Source organism: Okeanomitos corallinicola TIOX110 (assembly GCF_038050375.1).
Taxonomy (GTDB): domain Bacteria; phylum Cyanobacteriota; class Cyanobacteriia; order Cyanobacteriales; family Nostocaceae; genus Okeanomitos; species Okeanomitos corallinicola.
The window spans coordinates 4,033,486-4,052,277 of the sequence record NZ_CP150886.1; the positions used below are offsets into that span (position 1 = coordinate 4,033,486).

The window sequence follows — 18,792 nt, forward strand, 5'->3', positions numbered from 1 at the left end:
AAATTTAGATTCAAGTATACGCATGAAAACTAAACTACCCATTACTGCTTTAGTTCCCACAAGAAATAGATCTGAACCATTCAGGAGAATGCTTGGGACTTTAGCCCAACAGTCAGCACAACCTTTAGAAATGATTGTGGTAGATGGTTCAGATAATGATAGCACTCAACAAATTTGTGACAGTACAATTCCCGGACTGCTAACTAAAATTTACTACCATAAAGCAACAAAACTGGGCGCTGCTATTCAACGCAATCAGGCAATGAGTTATGCAACTCAAAATACTATTTTGCTACTGGATGATGATATCTTATTTGAACCTGAATGTGTCTCCAGATTGTGGAATGCTCTACAAAGTGACACTAAAATTGGTGGGGTAAATGCTATGATTACCAATCAAAAATATTTACCACCAGGAAATATTAGCCGCTTGCTCTTTCGATTTCTACATGGACAGTCAGAAAGCAGTTATGCAGGTAAATGTATTGGCCCAGCTATGAATTTATTACCAGAAGATCGGCAAGATTTACCGGAAGTTGTTCCTGTCGAATGGCTAAATACAACCTGTGTCCTGTATCTTAGGGAAGCATTACCCAATCCTTTATTTCCAGAAATTTTTAAGGGTTACTCTTTAATGGAAGATGTTACCTTATCGTTAACAGTTGGGAAAAATTGGAAATTAGTTAATGCTCGTACGGCTAGGATTTTTCATGATAGTCAAACCGGTGATCATAAAAATAACCCTGGTGTTTTAGCAGAAATGGATTTAGTAAACCGTCATTATGTAATGACTAAAATATTAGACCGTCAGCAATGGCAGTATTATTTAAAATTAGCTGTGCTGCAAGTATTTGGCATCGTTGCTTTACTGACAAAATTGCAAGGTTGGATTGATTTACCAAAAGTATTAGCTGGGAAAATGAGAGCAGTCGCTCTAATAATATCAGCAAAATTACAACACTAATTGCCAGCTAATGCAAATTATTAGGTCTTCTCTAATCGGTGGAAAAAGATTAATTAATGGTTTAGAAAGCCGGTGGCTTAATTTATATTATCGTGCTTTAGGGGTTAAATTAAACGGTTACGTCTGGATGCGCCAAATTGAAATTTCCCGTAATTTCCAGGATATTGAAATTGAAAACAATTGTGCGCTTGATCAAGGTGTAATTCTTTTGTGTAGTGGTGAAACCCTACTCCATCCTAAAATTTATATTGGTTCTCATACCTACATTAACCGTCATACTTTTCTTGATGCTATTGAATCTGTAACTATTGGTAATCATTGTGCAATTGGGCCAGGTTGTTATATAACAGACCATAATCATGGAACTGACCTAAATTTTCCTCCTCTTGAACAGCCTATGGTGAGCAAACCCACTAAAATAGGCGATCGCGTTTGGATAGGAGCCAATGTAACAATACTCAAAGGTGTTACTATTGGTAATGATACTGTAGTAGGTGCTGGTAGTGTAGTCACTAAAGATTTACCAGAAAAAGCGATCGCCGTAGGTGTACCAGCAAAAGTAATTAAGCACAGAACCTCAACCTAAACATAATTTTTATTTATAGCCTCACAAAATTAATTAAAAAAATTTTCTCTGATCTATCTGCTCTATTAATTTCTATACTTTACTAATGATGACTGCTCAAGCCACAATAATACTTACAACACATAATAGATGTGAATTACTAAAAAAATCGATTCAAGCTGCAAAACGTCAGAGTGTTGCTGTTGATATCATTGTCATGGATGATAATTCTACAGATGAGACAAGTGAAATGATGTCTCGTGATTTTCCTGACATCCCCTATTATCGCTCATCCGAAAATAAAGGCCCTTGCTATCAGCGAAATAAAGGTATTGAGCTATCCAAAACCAAAATAGTTTTTCCCCTAGATGACGACTCAATTCTTAATTCTCAATACACAATTGAGCAAACCCTAAAAGAATTTGATGACCCACAAGTTGGCGCAGTTGCTATTCCTTTTATCAACATTTTACAAGATCAAATTATCTGGACACAAGCCCCCGATCATAAACAAATATATGTGACTCATGCCTATGTCGCAGCTGCTCACGCTGTTGACAGGGAAAAGTTCCTTGCCATAGGAGGTTACAGGGAGATATTCTTCTATATGGGAGAAGAAGGAGACGCTTGTATACGACTTTTACAACAAGGTTATTATGTACGTTTGGGTATGGCTGATCCTATTCACCACCACCAACCCCCAAATCGAATTTCTAAAAGACCTGATGTTTTTGGCCGCCAAAATGATATTTTATTTCCCTACTTTAATGCTCCTATCAATATGTTGGCAATTTCTTTATTAGGAACTACATTAAAAGGGATGTGGTTTGGTCTTAAAGTTCGTCGTCCGCTTTATATGTTAGAAGGATTTTATCGGGGCTATAAAACTGCTCTAAACAAAATAAAAATGCGGCAACCAGTAGATCAGGATTGTTTTCAAACCTATCGTTTCTTAAAAAGAAAGCAGATAGCAACCTTACAGGAAATTAAACCCTATTTAAACAGTAAAACTTTTTAGCGGTTCACAGTCTGTTAGTACAAAAACACATCCACACTAAATAATCATGTAACTACCCTTAAGATTACATAATTAGATGAGTTGTTTATGAAGTTCTCATGAACAACATACTCAAAATAGCATTTTTATGATAGAAATTCAGAAGAATCAGCTTATACACATTTGTTAATAGTCAAGTTACTACTAGATAGTAATTACACTATAACTTTTGTTATTAGGGACACATCAAAACATAAAGTCTAGTGGATGTCTAGTGGATGTAGATTAAACTACACTTACAATAGACAAGGTATTAACTCAACATTTAAACTGTAAATACTGTAGTATTGATATTGACATATCTTTACCAGCAAATGCTTAACTTGAGTTAAGTTCAAAAATACATACAAAATCAGAGGAGTCGCTAATTATGGCACAGTTCAAAATTGAAGAAGAACAAGCAGGTCTATCAATTCAAGGTACATCGGGAAACGACACTTTCGTTAGTGAACCAGGAGCTATTAACACAACCTTAATTGGTGGTGCTGGCTCAGATATCTTAAAAGGAGCTACAGGTTCACTTCTCCGTGGCGGTACTGGTAATGATTTCTTAGAAATTGCCGGTACGGGTGGTGGAACAATGAGAGGCGGTCAAGGAGATGACACCTACAGAATACTCTTATCCAATAACGGCGTAAATGGATTAGTAATAGACGAAGCATCAGATACTACCGGAATAGATACAATTATCAGTGCTATTGACTTCTCCTTGGATAATCCAGGAGCATCTGGAATAAGTATAATAGGCGACATTGAAAACTTACGGCTTGCCGTTCTTGATCCCGGAGTCGGTCCCATATTTGCAGAAGGTAATGCCCTTGACAACACAATTATCGGTAACAGAGAAGACAATTTACTTATCGGTTTGGATGGGAACGATAGTATCTTCGGATCTTTTGGAGATGACACGATTGATGGTGGTAATGGGGATGACTTCTTAGAAGGTAATAATGACAACGATCTTATTGATGGTGGTGTTGGTAATGACAACATCTTCGGCGACTCAGCGACAATATTGACTCAAAGTGGTGACGATACTCTAAATGGGGGTGCTGGTAATGATACTCTCACAGGTGGTTTAGGTGCTGACACTTTTGAGTTTGGCGGTGCAGGTCTAGCAGCTACAGGAAATAACAGTACTACATCTATTAAACAAGATACAATCACAGACTTTAACAGTGTTCAAGGAGATATAATTAATCTTGACACTGCCAGCTTTAACGAAGCGGTTTTAGTCGGTGCTGTAGGTAACGATTTGAGTGCAGTTACCAACGGCTTCACAGCCGGCAACTTTGGTATTAACGATGATCAATTCGATGGTGGAGTGAGATTACTTCAGTCCAATGCTTACTTTGTTTATAACGTGGATAATGGCAACCTGTACTACAATCCAAACTTAGATACGAATGGAAGTGGTGGAGGTGGATTATTTGCCACATTGACAGGTATACCCACATTAACCGCTGCCGACATTGTACTGGTTTAGTAGTCGTTATTGACTTACATACAGTAAGTATTTTTCATAACTCAAAATTTATCTTCATTGTTTTATATCCCCGACTTCTTTGAGAAATCGGGGATTCATTTTATCAATAAAAAAATGTCTATAGCATCTGATAATTGGATATGCTGCCAAATCGGAGCGCGTGAAAATTACGCTATCCCCAGAGCTTTACATCAACATAGACAGCTTGCAAATTTCATTACAGATGCTTGGGTATCACCTCACTCTGGATTGAATTTATTGCCTAAAAATTTATTAGCTAATTTACGAGAAAGATATCATCCTGATTTAGAACCAGCATCAGTTACATCATTTACTAATTCTCTAATTCAATTTGAATTATCTCAAAAACTCCAAAAAACAACAGGCTGGGAAAAAGTCATTGCCAGAAATCAATGGTTTCAAAGAAAGGCAATAAAAGTTTTAAAATCAATATCTGAAAATTTGACACATCCTCCTATCTTATTTTCCTATAGCTATGCTGCCTTAGAATTATTTAAGTTTGCCAAACAACAGGGATGGTACACAGTTTTAGGTCAAATTGACCCAGGAATTGAAGAGGAAAAAATTGTGGCTCAAGAGTATGACAAATACCCCCAATATCGTGGTAACTGGCAACCTGCACCTAATCAATATTGGCAAAGTTGGCAAGAAGAATGTAACATAGCTGATGCAATTGTGGTAAATTCCCATTGGTCACGTCAACTGCTAGAAAAAACAGGAATTGAATCTCAAAAAATTCATCTAATTCCTTTGGTTTATACTCCCCCAGAAACAGCTAATCAATTTATTCGTATTTATCCAGAATCATTTTCTCAAGAGCGCCCTTTAAGGGTATTATTTCTAGGACAGGTAATTTTAAGAAAAGGAATTGTAGCTGTATTAGATGCTGTGCAATTCCTAGAAGGATACCCTGTAGAGTTTTGGATAGTTGGTTCTCAACAAATTGATATTCCACCACATCTACAAAACCATCCCCAAATGCGTTGGATAGGTCATGTTAATAGAAGTGAAACAGCACAATATTATCAAATGGCTGATATATTTTTGTTTCCTACTCTATCCGATGGGTTTGGTTTAACTCAATTAGAAGCACAAGCATGGAAATTACCTATTATTACTTCTCGTTGTTGTGGTGAGGTAGTAAAAAATGGTATTAATGGTTGGATTTTGGAGGAAGTTAAGGGTGAAGAAATTGCTCATTTGACAAAGAATATTTTAGAAAATCCTGATAAACTTAAAAGTCTAATCAATAATTCAAATTCGCTGCTGGATTCTAATAATCTCAATTTATTTCAATCAATGCAATCTTGTATTAGGTAGTGCAATCAAATATTTAGAAATTATCAAATAAATTATCAATAAGTCATTAAACCTTATGTCACCAGAAAAATTTATTATCTTTATTCATATTCAAAAAACAGCAGGTTTAAGTGTCCAAAAAATGATTAGACGTAGATATGGATCTAGTTTTTTTCAACGAATAGCTAATAAAGTGGATACCAAAATTAACAGGGTATCTCCTCCTAAAAGCTTAAAGGAGAAAATGCTTTCCTGTCAGTTTTCTGATTGCTATTTTATGGGACACTTTTGTTATGGAGTCCATGAGTTTTTACCTCAGCCATCTAAATATATTACATTTCTAAGAGAACCTATATCTCGGTTGTTATCACTATATTTTTACTCTAAGGCAAACACAACAGCATATTATCACAAACAGGCTGTCAATGCTACGATGGAAGAATTTTTCTTTAAATCCCATCTCATGGAATTAGATAATGGGATATTAAGATTTATTGTGGGAGATCAAAACAACTTATTTATTAATCGTACTCCAGTGGGTAAATTCGATGTTTCTATGTTGGAACAAGCTCAGGAAAATATAATTAATCACTTTGAATGTGTTGGTTTTTCAGAGAGATTTGATGAATCAGTTTTGCTACTTAAAAACAAACTGGGTTGGAAAAATAGCTATTACTTAAAAAGAAATATCAGCGCGAAAAGCAAAAACAAAGAAAATATCAATCCAGCACTAATTGAAGAATTAAAGAGCAAGAATTCCTTGGATATAAAACTTTATCAGTTTGCTATGGAAAAGTTTGAACAGGAAATAAACTCTTTGGGATCACCTTTTCAAAATGAATTACAGGTTTTTCGGAAAAATAATGAAATTTACAATCAATTTGCTTTACCCATATACAATCAATATGATTATTTGAAAGCCATTATAAATGGAAATAAAGAACGTCCTATATAACAAATATATAAATGTTATTTAAACAGTTGTACAAACAATAACTTTTTAAGTTAATGAGAGCAAAAATAAAGGTCGTTTTCTATTCTATTCTTCCATCTCCATATCAAATAGACTTATTTTCTGCACTTTCTCAGTGTTCAGAAATAGATTTAACAGTTTATTATTTTGAACCGGCTTGTGCTGATTCTCCTTGGCCGGAAAAACCTTTACAATCTTATGAGCATATATTACCAGGATTTCATTTAGCTTGGGGTTTATCTAGATTTCATTTTAACTGGCATTTACCATCAACTACTCAAGCTGATGTGGTTGTTCTTAATGGCTATATGAATCTTACTACTCAAATTTTACTCAGACTACAAGCAAAAAAAGTACCTTGTGTTTTCTGGGGTGAAAAAATGGTTGCTAGTTCACAAGGAATTAAAGGAACAATACAAAAATACTTAGCTCAGATTTTAAATCATTGTAGTGCGATCGCTGCTATTGGTAAAATAGCACAACAAGATTACCAGCAACGATTTCCGAATAAACTTATTTTTAACATTCCTTACTACTGCGATTTAACTAATTTTAGTAAAAATTGTCCACCAAGACCACGAAATCCTATTACTATTTTATTTTGTGGTCAAATGATAGCAAGGAAAGGGGTTGATATTTTGCTTGAGGCGTTTAATAATTTAATCCAATCAGGTTGTGATGCTAGATTATTATTAGTAGGAAGAGAAGCAGAACTTCCACAACTGCTAAAAACACTACCTGAAAAAACTTGTCAGAAAATTGAATATGCAGGTTTTCAGTCTCCTGAAAATTTACCGCAATTTTTCCATCAAGCTGATTTATTTGTCTTACCAAGTCGTTATGATGGTTGGGGTGTGGTAGTAAATCAAGCTATTGGTGCGGGTTTACCAGTAATATGTTCTGATGGGGTGGGTGCAGGACATGATTTAATTAAACCTGGTGAAAATGGTGATATATTTCCTAATGGTAATCTTGAAAAATTAACAGCAATTCTTATCAATTATTTACGACACTCTGATAAAATTAAACTTGCCAGTTTAGAATCAATCCAAAAAGCGACTGAACTATCACCAGCGATTGGTGCAAAAAAATGGGTAGATGTGTTTGAAAAATTAACGAAGATTGGATAAAAATTAATTAGATTCTATTTAATTCCATGCGAATTCTTTTTGTTAGTAGTAGTTCAGGTTCAAGGGGAGGAGGTGAACTATATTTAATTTATCTTGGTCAAGAATTGGCTAAAAGAGGCTATACTGTGGGGTTATGGTGTTCAGAACATCCGATAATGGATGAACTAGCTAACTCCTTCGCAGAATTTGGCGAAGTCTGGCGATCGCCCTACAATAACACATACAATCGTCAATTACGATCCTTCACTCATATCTTTCCAAAGATTAGTCAAGAAATTATTGATCAGTGGCACAAATTTAAACCCGACATTATTCATTTTAACAAACAGAATTTAGAAGATGGTTTAGATTTATTAGCGAGTATTAATAATTTAACAATTCCCTCCTTAACAACTATCCACATTACCCAAACTCAAGCTAGTTTAGGTGCATTTTTAGGAAAATTACGGGATATAGTTGCTAAAACAACATTAAAAAAATATCAAAATCCCATAGTAGCAATTTCCGAAAATCGTGGTCAAGAATTAAAACAATTGCTTGAATTACCTAATTCATCCTCACAAAAAATAGTAATTATTAATAATGGAGTTTATATACCTGAAGAAACAGAACGTTTGGTCAAAAGACAAGCATCTCGGTTACAACTCAAAATTAATCCAGAAGAGTTACTAATAGTTGCCGTAGGGAGACTAGAAGCACAAAAACAACCACTACTATTTTTACAATGGGCTAATTACCTCAAACACAAAATACCATCTGCTCGTTTTTTATGGGTAGGAGATGGACGTTTAACTTCTCTTTGGGATGAATGGGTAATAAAAAACAATGCCCAAGAATATATTCAACGCTTGGGTTGGCAAAATGATGTAACACCATATTTAGCCGCAGCAGATGGATTTTTTCATCCCGCCGCCTTTGAAGGTTTACCATTTGCATTATTAGAAGCAATGGCTTGGCGTTTACCTTGTCTGATCACCTCTAATTTAGCAAATGAGTTAAAGTTTCCCCAAGGAGTTTGTTTTATCAACTCGGAGCAAGAAAACTTTCAAGAATTAGATAAATTTATTAATCCTCAAAATCGGAAGTTCACAGCAAATCAAGGTTATCAACTTGTAAAAGCAAGATTTTCTTTAGGAAAAATGGTAGATAAATACATATCCACATACAATAAGATAAGATTATCACGTTAACCTAAATCATCGTATCTTTGTTGGTAATTTTGAATATGTCATTTATTTGGAATTAACAAGTTAAATAAATTAAAAATTAATCACATAAAACTAACATTTACAAATATGAATATTTCTAGAAATACATACTATCCACAACCACCAAACTTCAAGAAACGCATTGCTAAAGCAACATGGACGGGAACATTTGCTATTATTTGTGGTTTATTTTTAGGCTATATCAGCATAAGTGTAGAAATGTCTCCCAGTGGCATGGCTAGTCAAGTTGCTATCATCGTAGGAATAGGGATAGTCGTTAGTATTTTGTTTGATAGTCAGCGCGGCTGGAATAACTTATTTCGATCTGATTTAGTTTGTATATTAGCTCTTTATTTCTTAACACTGATAGAGTTTTTATTTCCCCAGCCAATCTTTGACCAACGTTTAACTTCTGAACAAACTATTAAAGCACTGGAAGTCCTACTCATAGGTTTCGGAGGTTTAGCAATTGGTCGTCATATCATATTATTTAAACCAGCACCACCACAATGGTTGGATTTTGATAATATCCCAGATAAAACCCTATTTCGTATATTTATATTATCAACTCTTTTAGCATATTTTTATATATTCATGTCAGTTAATTTCAATCCCATAACAGTAATTGAAGAATTATTGGGTCCACGCTTTAATGTAGCTTGGGGTCGAGGTCGGTTAGGTGATTGGCGAGTATTTTTATCAGAATTAAAATTGTTTACCTATGTGATACCTCCCCTGGCTGGGATTATTTGGAACCGCCGACAATCATTCCGCATTTGGCAGATATTTTTAGTTATTTTCATATTTACTTTTACTTTGTTTTATGGCTTTGCCAGTGGAACTCGCAATATTTTAGCAGCCTATTTTGCTACATTTTTAGGTGGATATTTACTAACTTTAAAAAGTCCTAATCTATTGAATATGGGAATTCCTGTAGGTATCTTGGGTTATGCCATGATTTTTGCTACCCGACATATGCTCGGTTTTAGAGAAATGGGAATTAGCAACTACTTAGCAACAGCAACATACGCAACTGAAAGAGTACAAGGAACTCTATCTGTTGACTATAATCTTTTCAGTATGGGTTTGTTGGTAGATGCTTTTCCTGTCCAACATGATTTTCTAGGATTAGAACTACTCATAGTATTCTTAACTAAACCCATACCTAGAGTGCTTTGGCCAGATAAACCAGAAGGTTTGAGTACATCTATTGAAGAAGTCATAGGTGCTGAAGGTTGGACAGTTTCTGCTACTTATATTGGAGAAGCTTATATGATGGGTGGTATTATTGCGGTCATATTAGTATCTTTAACTCTAGGATTCTTAGCTAATTGGTGGTCGCGGACAGCAGCTTTCCACACCACCGGTTATGGTATTGTGGTTAGTGCTTTGGGATTTTTCACTGCTGCTATTTCTATGCGAAGTTTGGTAGTGTTTACAACATCCATGTTACCAATTGTAGGATTAATATTTATTGCTAAAGCTTTTCCTGGGTTATTGGGTATTAAACGTTCACCTAAAGAGTATCCACGTATATAAATTGCAAGTTTGTAATCATTTTAAGTTAATCAGACTATGAAAGTTTTACATATCATTCCTTCTGTAAGTCCTAAATTGGGAGGTCCAACTCAAGTAGTATTAAATTTAGTTAGATATTTGAGAACAGAAGGAGTAGATGTAGAAATTGCCACCACTAATGATGATGATGGTTCGTTATTAGATGTTCCTTTATTTGAATGTATAGAATATCAAGGATTACCAGTTTGGTTTTTTCCTCCTAATGCTCAAATCAAGGCTTTTTTACCTTCATTCTCCTTTAGCAGTTGGTTATGGGAAAATATCAAAAACTACGATCTTTTAGACAACCATTATTTATTTTCCTATCTTCCGACCTGTGCTGCTATGATTTCTCAATTCCAGAATGTCCCCTATACAATTAGAACTATGGGACAGTTAGCACCTTGGGCTTTAGCACAAAGCAAAGTTAAAAAACAAGTTTATAGTTATTTAATTGAAAACCGTAATTTAGATAAAGCTGCTGCCATTCATTGTACTTCTGTGGGAGAAAGGGAAGATGTCATCAATTTTGGAGTTAAGACACAAAAAATAGTTTTACCCTTGGGAGTAAATCCACCTCAATTAATTGCAGATGCTAGTTCTAAGTTAAGACAGAAATACGATATCACAAATGAATTGCCAATTGTTCTTTTTCTCTCCCGTCTTCACTACAAAAAACGTCCTGAATTATTGATTGAAGCATTGGGTAAGTTGGCTAAACAAGAACATAAATTTCATTTACTCATTGCTGGTTCTGGAGAAGATGATTATGTTCGATTTTTACAAAAAATGGTGGAATCGGCAAATATTAATCAACAAACCTCATTCGTGGGGTTTGTAAATGGATATGAAAAAGATTTAGTTTTACAAGGTTCTGATTTATTTGTACTACCTACCTATTCGGAAAATTTTGGTATTGCTTTAGCAGAAGCGATGGTGTCCGGTTTACCAGTTATTACCACTCCAGGAGTACAAATTGCCCCAGATATTGCCGCAGCAGAAGCTGGCATCATTGTCGAAGGAGAAATTGCATCTCTATCAGAAGCTATTGTCCATCTTTTAGAACATCCCCAACAGCGGCAGCAAATGGGTAAAAAAGGCCGTATTTTTGCTCTGGAAGACTATTCCTGGGAAGCAATTGCTAAAAAGTTAGCATATACCTATCAAGAGATACTAAATCAAAAATATCAAACATATTAATGTAGTATCCAATATCCATTATTTGGTACTACATTGATGTTCTATAGAAATCAATTCTTTAATCATCTGCAAAGATACTGGATTCTTAGTTTTATCGGGTTTATACTGGCTTTAATGAGTGTAATTCCTGTGAGAATTGCCATCGCCTCTCATCAAGCACCCCAACCTCAAGTTATTTTTACCCTTGGTGGTGGACCAGAAAGAGAAAAATTTACAGCGGAATTTGCTCAAAACCATCCTAATTTAGATATTTGGGTTTCCACAGGTATTCTCCCAGCCCAAGCCTTTGCTATTTTTGACGATGCTGGTATTTCTACACATCGTCTTCATCTTGACTACCGTGCTGTGGATACTGTTACTAATTTTACAACTATGGTTCAAAATTTTAAACAGCATCATATTCAACATATTTATCTAATTACATCGGACTTTCACCTTCCCAGAGCAAGAGCAATCGCTACTCTGGTTCTCGGTAGTCAAGGAATTACCTTTACACCCATAGCCATACCCTCAGAACAACCTCAAGAATCTATTTTTCACATTGTCCGTGACAGTGGACGCTCCCTATTATGGATAGTATCAGGACGTACCGGAGCTAGTTTTAACCCTCGCTTTCGACATCCAATGTATGCCACCAGGTAGACATAATTTTATACCCTTAACAATTGACATTCTCGAAAAAATACCTGTTAAAAAAATAAACTATACACATAAATAAGCTGTTCAGCTTTGACTAGAAAGATATTTGACCATAAGATAAATAAATGAACAGCAAAGGTGTAAAATGTTAAAACTGTATCTGAGACTTCAGTAATATAAAGTCAGCTTACTTGACTATCACTGTATGTATTGTATATTTACAGTAAAATTCTTTCATGAAGGGTATAAAATTGAATAATGAAATTCTTGTGGTGTAGGCATCTTGCTCGCTAGATGTGTACCTCATAACATGGGGAAGTGCTGTATAACTATATACAGCAGATTCCGTTCTAATGAGTTACAAAGTTGAATCATGAAACTCTTGTGGTGCGGGCATCTTGCCCGCTAGATATGTACCTCATAACAGCGGGAAGTGCTGTAATACAGATATATCAACGGAAGAAAAAATAAATTTTACCTATTTTGAACCCATAACATTTCAAGATTCAATATAAAACTCCCACACAGGCAAACTATCTCGACTAAATATACCCACTTCCATTAGCAATCAGGGTTTGGAAGTAGTTTAATAGTGAAAATATGGTATTTTGTAAATTTTCAATGGAAAATAATTACAGACAATAATCATAGACTTAAAAAATACAAACACGATAAATAGTCAAATAATTAAGAAAACAGAGGTCAAATAATAGAAATTTATGAGTAACCAAAATCCTGGTCAAATGTCAAAGGCAAATGAGAATGGCAGATTAATAATCACACCTGAGACACTACCAACTCAGAATATTCCTTACTTAGAAGTAGAAGAAGATGACGGTAGCTTAAAAGACTTTTTAGGTATTATTCGGCGTAGAGCATTAGTCATAGTGGGAGTAGTTTCTGTTGTGATGGCTTATGTGACTTACTCGACGCTAAATTCAAAAACAATATATCAAGGTAGTTTCCAACTTTTAGTTGAGCCAGTCAATAGCGACAGTAGCTTAGGACAAATCCCTTTACCAGATTCTTCTATTGCCAAGTCTAATCTAGACTACGCCAGTCAAATTCAGGTACTCAGAAGCGAAGAATTAATCAAAGATGTTTTGCCAAAGCTAAAATCAAGCCATCCTGATATCACTTATAAGACACTAATTAATAACTTGACTATTAGGCGATTAGGTTCAACAAAAGTTATAGAAATAAGTTATAAAAATCCAGATCGTAAAAAAATTGACTTAGTATTAGAAACACTATCTAAGTTTTATTTAGACTACAGTTTAGATAAACGCAAAACTAAATTAAACCAAGGACTTCAATTCGTAGAAGACCAACTACCTGCTATTAGAAATCGGGTAGCACAATTACAACAAAAACTGCAAATTTTTAGACAAAGGTATGATTTTCTTGATCCAGAGAATCAGTCCAGTGCTGTTGCATCCCAACTACAAAAACTAGAGGAAGAAAGACTAGGAATTGATCAACAATTAGCCTCAGCTAGAGCTACTTATATAAGTTTATCAACACCAGAAGGTCAAAAAGCAACATTAAACGATGCATCTATTTACAGCCAATTAATATCTCAATTACGACAATTAGAATCCCAACTATCAGCAGAGTTAGTCCGTTTTCAACCTGATAGTCCATCCATAGCAGTATTAGAGGAAAAAAGACAAAACCTTTTACCATTAATCGAGGATGAGCAAAAGCGATACATAGGATTAAAATTAGCTGAAGCAATGAGTGCTATTCAATTGCTAGAAGTAAAAAGCCAAGAATTGGCAAGAGTAGAACAACAAACCAGACAGAAATTTCAACAATTACCAATCCTAGCTAGAGAATATAGTGAAATTCAAAGAAATTTACAACTTGCCAATGAAAGTTTAAACCGTTTTCTAGCTACCCGTGAAAACCTGGTTATCCAAGTGGCTCAGACAGAGTTGCCTTGGGAATTAATACAAGCACCAACTCGAGGTGAATTACCGATATTACCAAACATACCCCAAAATTTATTAATGGGACTATTCAGTAGTTTAGCTATGGGTGTGGGTATTGGTTTCTTATTGGAAAAACTTGATAATACTTATCATGATGTTGCTAGTTTGAAAGAAAAAATCAAATTACCTTTCTTGGGAACTCTCCCTATAGACAAAAGTATTGTTGGTTATCAATCCTCATACTCAAATCTCATCGCTTCAGAATCAGAATCTCGCATAAATATCCAAAAAAACGGACTTTTATCTGTTTTTCGTCGCCAGTCTGCTAATGCGGCTAACAACTACTATGGACAAGGGTTATTTTGGGAATCTTTACAGGTTTTATATGCAAATATTCAACTACTAAATTCTGATCAACCTATTCGTTCTCTAACTGTTTCTTCCACGATGCCTGGAGATGGAAAAACTACAGTATCATTCCACTTAGCACAGATAGCCGCTGCATTGGGAAAACGAGTTTTATTGGTAGATGGAGATTTGCGCCGCGCCCAGGTTCACAAGTTGTCAGGATTAAATAATTTCTTGGGTTTAAGTAATGTTCTTACTTCTAATATGCCTGTGGAGCAAGTCATTCAACAGTTACCTGACATGGATCTATTATCTGTGATTACTGCTGGTTCAGCCCCACCAGACCCAGCAAGATTGCTATCTTCAGATAAGATGAAGCAATTAATGGAATATTTCAATGAGAATTTTGATTTGGTGATTTATGATGCTCCGCCTATGTTGGGACTCGTTGATGCTAGGCTTTTAGCACCACAAACAGACGGTATGCTATTGGTAGTTAGAATTGATAAGACTGATAAATCTGCACTTATGCAGCTCCAAGATAGTTTGAGAAATTCCCCTATTAATGTCTTAGGTGTAGTTGCCAACGGAGATAGGCAAAAACTCACTAGCTACAATTACTACTACAGTGCAGGTAGAGAAGCCCGACAATCTGAATTCTAGTGTCATTAGTTGGCAAGATGTTGATTTTCAACTACAGGATAAGTCCTTCCTGATCTCCATTACTCTATCCAAAATTTATGGAATGAATTTACAGCACTTTCCGTACACCCTTGGCGGGCAAGATGCCCACCCCACAAAAGTTTTATCATTTATGTCTGTACCTTATTGGCATACAATATTCTGCATCGCTTACAATTTTCGCTTATACGAGACTGGAGATAACTTTTTTGGTTATTTATAATAGCGCATAAGAATAATCTTTCAACCATCAGTTATACTACACACATCCATCAGAACAATAAATCTGGGGATCGCTTGCAGTCTTGTTCACAATTTGTTACAAAAGTACAAAGAACTTCTAGAGATCCAGAATCTAATGTTAGGCGGACTTACTGGTTTAACAGATCCCAAAGGTACAGATTGGGGAGAGCGGATGCTCAACACAGTCGCAAGCCAAACGATTCGCCATTTGTTTACCCAAAGCGAGTCAGTAGAAGTCTTTGTGCGCTGCCACCCCTCCAGCAAACTGTTGCAAGGCAGCATTGATAGCTTTAAAATGAGCGGTCGCGGCCTGGTAATTCGGAGAGACTTCGCAGTTGAGGAAATGTCTTTTGAAACTGATGCGGTGGCAATTGACTTTAGTTCAGTTTTAAGTGGCAAACTCAAACTGAAACAACCCACCCAAGCAGTAGCTCAAGTAGTATTATCAGAAGCAGGTATTAATCAGGCATTCAAAGCGGAATTAGTAAAAAAACGTTTGCTTAACCTTTCCGAGCCAACTTTAACAGCCATATCTGGTGGACAACCAGTTTCCTTTACTGAAGTTGAAATCCAGTTATTACCGGGAAATAGCTTACATCTTATCGCTCAAGCTGATTTAAATAACGGGGAAATTGTACCGTTGAGAATGACTTTAAATGTAGGTATTGAAAAGCGAAGAAGGGTTTCTTTTAAGAATCCCAAAATAGAAATGGAGCAAATACCAGAACCACAGCGGGACATTTCCCAAGCTTTAAGCGTCGCACTGGTAGAAATTTTAGATAATATGGTTGATTTAGACCGCTTTGATTTAGATGGTGTCAAAATGCGGCTCAATCGTCTAGAAACAGAAGGTCAGAAATTAATTTTTAGTGGATATGCAGAAATAGAAAGAATTCCTAGCACTGGTTAACACCCAATAAAAATTTTAAACTTTAACTTGATACCGCCCAGTGAAAACTGGGCGGTAATGATTAGAAGCCGAAAAAACCTGAGTTGGTAATATTTTTTTTAATTTTTCGCCGTCCGTCCTACACCTACATATTGAAAACCAGCTTTTGCCATTGCTTCAGGGTTCAGGAAGTTACGACCATCAATCATCACAGGGTGGTTCATTAGTTGAGCCATTTTTACATAGTCCAAAGTGTTGAACTGTTGCCATTCAGTAACGAGTACCAAAGCATCACAACCATCTGCTAGTCTTTCTGCATCAGTTTCTACCAACACTCCAGAAAGACCATGACGCATACCAGTTTGGGAAATAATCGGATCATAAGCTTTGACCTTAGCTCCTAGTCGGTTGAGTTGTTCAATCAAATTCAGTGCGGGAGCATCACGTAAATCATCTGTATCTGGTTTGAAAGTTAAGCCTAGCAGTCCCACGGTTTTACCTTTGAGGATTTTCAAAGCTTGTTGTAGTTTTTCTAGAGCTATCAAACGTTGTCGCTCGTTCACACTTACAGCGGATTTGAGTAGCTGGGCTTCATAACCATAGTCATCGGCAGTATGAATTAGGGCAGATACATCTTTGGGAAAACAAGAACCACCCCAACCAATACCAGCTTGTAAGAACTTGTTACCAATCCGGGAATCTAAACCGATACCCTTAGCTACTTGAGTAACATCAGCACCAACGCGATCGCAAATATTTGCCACTTCATTAATAAAGCTAATCTTGGTAGCTAAAAAGGCATTGGCCGCATATTTGATCATCTCCGCTGAACTTAGGTCTGTCACCAATACTGGTACAGGTGGTAAGGACTGATCAGCCGCCAACTTACGTTCCACAATGGGAGCATACAATTCTTTCATCATGCCGATCGCTTGTTGACTATTTCCTCCCAAAACAATCCGATCTGGGTTAAAGGTGTCATAAACTGCCGAACCTTCCCGCAAAAACTCTGGGTTACTAACCACATCAAACTGATTAGCAATTTCTGGCAATTTCTCTTCGGCAGATTTCTGGCGTTCAGCAATACCATCTAAGACAATCATCCGCACCCAATCACCAGAACCAATGGGTACAGTAGATTTATTAACAATTACCTTATAACCACCATTGAGATTAGCTCCAATACCACGAGCTACAGCTTCCACATAACGGGTATCACTTTCACCATTGGGTAAAGGAGGAGTTCCCACCGCAATAAACAGAATTTCCCCGTGAGTTACTCCCGCTGCTAAATCCGCAGAAAACTGAATATTACCGTTTTGAATACAAGACTGCATAATTTCCGAAAGTCCAGGCTCAAAAATTGGTGACTGCCCAGATTTCATTAATTTGACTTTTTCTTCGTTGTTATCTATGCAAATAACATCATGGCCAGAGTGTGCTAAACAAACACCTGTCACTAAACCTACATAACCAGTCCCAATTACACAAACACGCATTGTTTAAGCTCCAATTATCATTGTTGACATTAGTTATCAATCATTAGTCACTGTTAAATTAATGACTAATGATAAATTACAAATCAAGACTTACTTACTATTCATCCGTTCACGGAAATTATCTACTGTCAGTTTTAATCCCTCTTGTAAAGGAATAGTAGGATCCCAATTTAACCGGGTTTTTGCCATAGTAATGTCAGGACGACGACGACGGGGATCATCAGCAGGGAGGGGTTCAAACTTGATTTCTGCGTTGGGGTTAATCAAATTTTGTACAGCCTGTGCTAGTTCTAAAATGGTGTATTCATCAGGATTACCAAGATTTACCGGCCCGATGTATTCACCGTTCATCAGTTTGATCAGACCATCAACCAAGTCAGAAACATAGCAGAAACTACGAGTTTGTTTACCTTCTCCGTAGACAGTTAGGGGAATACCCTGTAATGCTTGCACCACAAAGTTACTAACTACTCGACCGTCATTTTCTAGCATTCTCGGTCCGTAGGTATTAAATATTCTGGCTACACGAATATCAACATTATTTTCTCGGTGATAGTCAAAGGCTAAGGTTTCGGCTATTCTTTTACCTTCGTCGTAACAGGAACGAATACCAATGGGGTTGACGTTACCTCGATAATCTTCTGTTTGTGGATGGACTTCTGGATCACCATACACTTCACTGGTAGAAGCTAATAAAAATCTAGCCTTGACACGTTTGGCTAGACCTAGCATATTCAGTGTTCCCATCACGTTGGTCTTGACGGTTTTAATTGGGTTGTACTGATAATGCACAGGGGAAGCAGGACAGGCTAAATGATAGACTTGATCAACTTCTAACCGAATTGGTTCGGTAATATCGTGACGGATAATCTCAAATTTAGGGTTATTCAACCATTTGAGGAGATTTTGCTTGCGTCCGGTATAGAAGTTATCAATACATATAACTTCGTGACCTTCCGTCATTAATCGGTCAGTTAGATGAGAGCCAATAAAACCAGCACCACCAGTTACCAAAATTCTCATAGTTTTCCAGATATTTTACAGATATTTGTACAGGGTATAATCATCATTTTCAGATTATTCAGTTTGGGTACAAAAC

The 18,792-nt window shown here is 36.2% G+C and carries 15 protein-coding genes; 13 read left to right on the forward strand and 2 right to left on the reverse strand.

Annotation, left to right across the window (positions count from 1 at the left end; translation table 11 throughout):
- Positions 1 to 22: 22 nt before the first annotated feature.
- The 13 genes from WJM97_RS17655 to WJM97_RS17715 all read left to right on the forward strand — a co-directional run bounded on the left by WJM97_RS17655 (position 23) and on the right by WJM97_RS17715 (position 16,215).
- On the forward strand, positions 23 to 964 hold the full coding sequence (locus tag WJM97_RS17655) for a glycosyltransferase (protein WP_353930090.1): 942 nt from the start codon (positions 23 to 25) through the stop codon (positions 962 to 964).
- A 10-nt stretch (positions 965 to 974) separates the two neighbouring features.
- Positions 975 to 1,550, forward strand: a complete 576-nt coding sequence (locus WJM97_RS17660) for an acyltransferase (protein ID WP_353930091.1) — start codon at positions 975 to 977, stop codon at positions 1,548 to 1,550.
- Positions 1,551 to 1,635: 85 nt separating this feature from the next.
- Positions 1,636 to 2,547: a glycosyltransferase family A protein gene (locus WJM97_RS17665; RefSeq protein WP_353930092.1), complete on the forward strand. Its 912-nt coding sequence runs from the start codon at positions 1,636 to 1,638 to the stop codon at positions 2,545 to 2,547.
- A 409-nt stretch (positions 2,548 to 2,956) separates the two neighbouring features.
- Positions 2,957 to 4,072: a calcium-binding protein gene (locus WJM97_RS17670; RefSeq protein WP_353930093.1), complete on the forward strand. Its 1,116-nt coding sequence runs from the start codon at positions 2,957 to 2,959 to the stop codon at positions 4,070 to 4,072.
- A gap of 114 nt (positions 4,073 to 4,186) precedes the next feature.
- Positions 4,187 to 5,413 carry a glycosyltransferase family 4 protein gene (locus WJM97_RS17675; protein ID WP_353930094.1) on the forward strand — a complete coding sequence of 409 codons (1,227 nt, stop codon included), beginning with the start codon at positions 4,187 to 4,189 and terminating at the stop codon, positions 5,411 to 5,413.
- Between the two features lie 55 nt (positions 5,414 to 5,468).
- Positions 5,469 to 6,347, forward strand: a complete 879-nt coding sequence (locus tag WJM97_RS17680; RefSeq protein WP_353930095.1) for a sulfotransferase family 2 domain-containing protein — start codon at positions 5,469 to 5,471, stop codon at positions 6,345 to 6,347.
- Positions 6,348 to 6,400: 53 nt separating this feature from the next.
- Positions 6,401 to 7,495, forward strand: a complete 1,095-nt coding sequence (locus WJM97_RS17685) for a glycosyltransferase family 4 protein (RefSeq protein WP_353930096.1) — start codon at positions 6,401 to 6,403, stop codon at positions 7,493 to 7,495.
- A gap of 26 nt (positions 7,496 to 7,521) precedes the next feature.
- The gene (locus WJM97_RS17690; RefSeq protein WP_353930097.1) at positions 7,522 to 8,685 is read left to right on the forward strand and encodes a glycosyltransferase family 4 protein; all 1,164 of its coding nucleotides are present in this window, start codon (positions 7,522 to 7,524) and stop codon (positions 8,683 to 8,685) included.
- 105 nt (positions 8,686 to 8,790) lie between these two features.
- Positions 8,791 to 10,242, forward strand: a complete 1,452-nt coding sequence (locus tag WJM97_RS17695; protein WP_353930098.1) for a hypothetical protein — start codon at positions 8,791 to 8,793, stop codon at positions 10,240 to 10,242.
- A gap of 36 nt (positions 10,243 to 10,278) precedes the next feature.
- Entirely contained in the window at positions 10,279 to 11,460 is a 1,182-nt protein-coding gene (locus WJM97_RS17700) for a glycosyltransferase (protein WP_353930099.1), read from the forward strand.
- Between the two features lie 36 nt (positions 11,461 to 11,496).
- Positions 11,497 to 12,102, forward strand: coding sequence for a YdcF family protein (locus WJM97_RS17705; RefSeq protein WP_353930100.1), 606 nt, complete (start codon positions 11,497 to 11,499; stop codon positions 12,100 to 12,102).
- Between the two features lie 716 nt (positions 12,103 to 12,818).
- Positions 12,819 to 15,044, forward strand: coding sequence for a polysaccharide biosynthesis tyrosine autokinase (locus WJM97_RS17710; RefSeq protein ID WP_353930101.1), 2,226 nt, complete (start codon positions 12,819 to 12,821; stop codon positions 15,042 to 15,044).
- A 376-nt stretch (positions 15,045 to 15,420) separates the two neighbouring features.
- Positions 15,421 to 16,215 carry a DUF2993 domain-containing protein gene (locus tag WJM97_RS17715; protein WP_353930102.1) on the forward strand — a complete coding sequence of 265 codons (795 nt, stop codon included), beginning with the start codon at positions 15,421 to 15,423 and terminating at the stop codon, positions 16,213 to 16,215.
- A 98-nt stretch (positions 16,216 to 16,313) separates the two neighbouring features.
- Here WJM97_RS17715 and WJM97_RS17720 read toward each other — a convergent pair whose 3' ends face one another.
- Together WJM97_RS17720 and WJM97_RS17725 are read right to left on the reverse strand one after the other, a co-directional pair.
- Positions 16,314 to 17,693, reverse strand: a complete 1,380-nt coding sequence (locus WJM97_RS17720; protein WP_353930103.1) for a UDP-glucose/GDP-mannose dehydrogenase family protein — start codon at positions 17,691 to 17,693, stop codon at positions 16,314 to 16,316.
- A gap of 90 nt (positions 17,694 to 17,783) precedes the next feature.
- Entirely contained in the window at positions 17,784 to 18,716 is a 933-nt protein-coding gene (locus tag WJM97_RS17725; RefSeq protein ID WP_353930104.1) for a UDP-glucuronic acid decarboxylase family protein, read from the reverse strand.
- Positions 18,717 to 18,792: the final 76 nt, after the last annotated feature.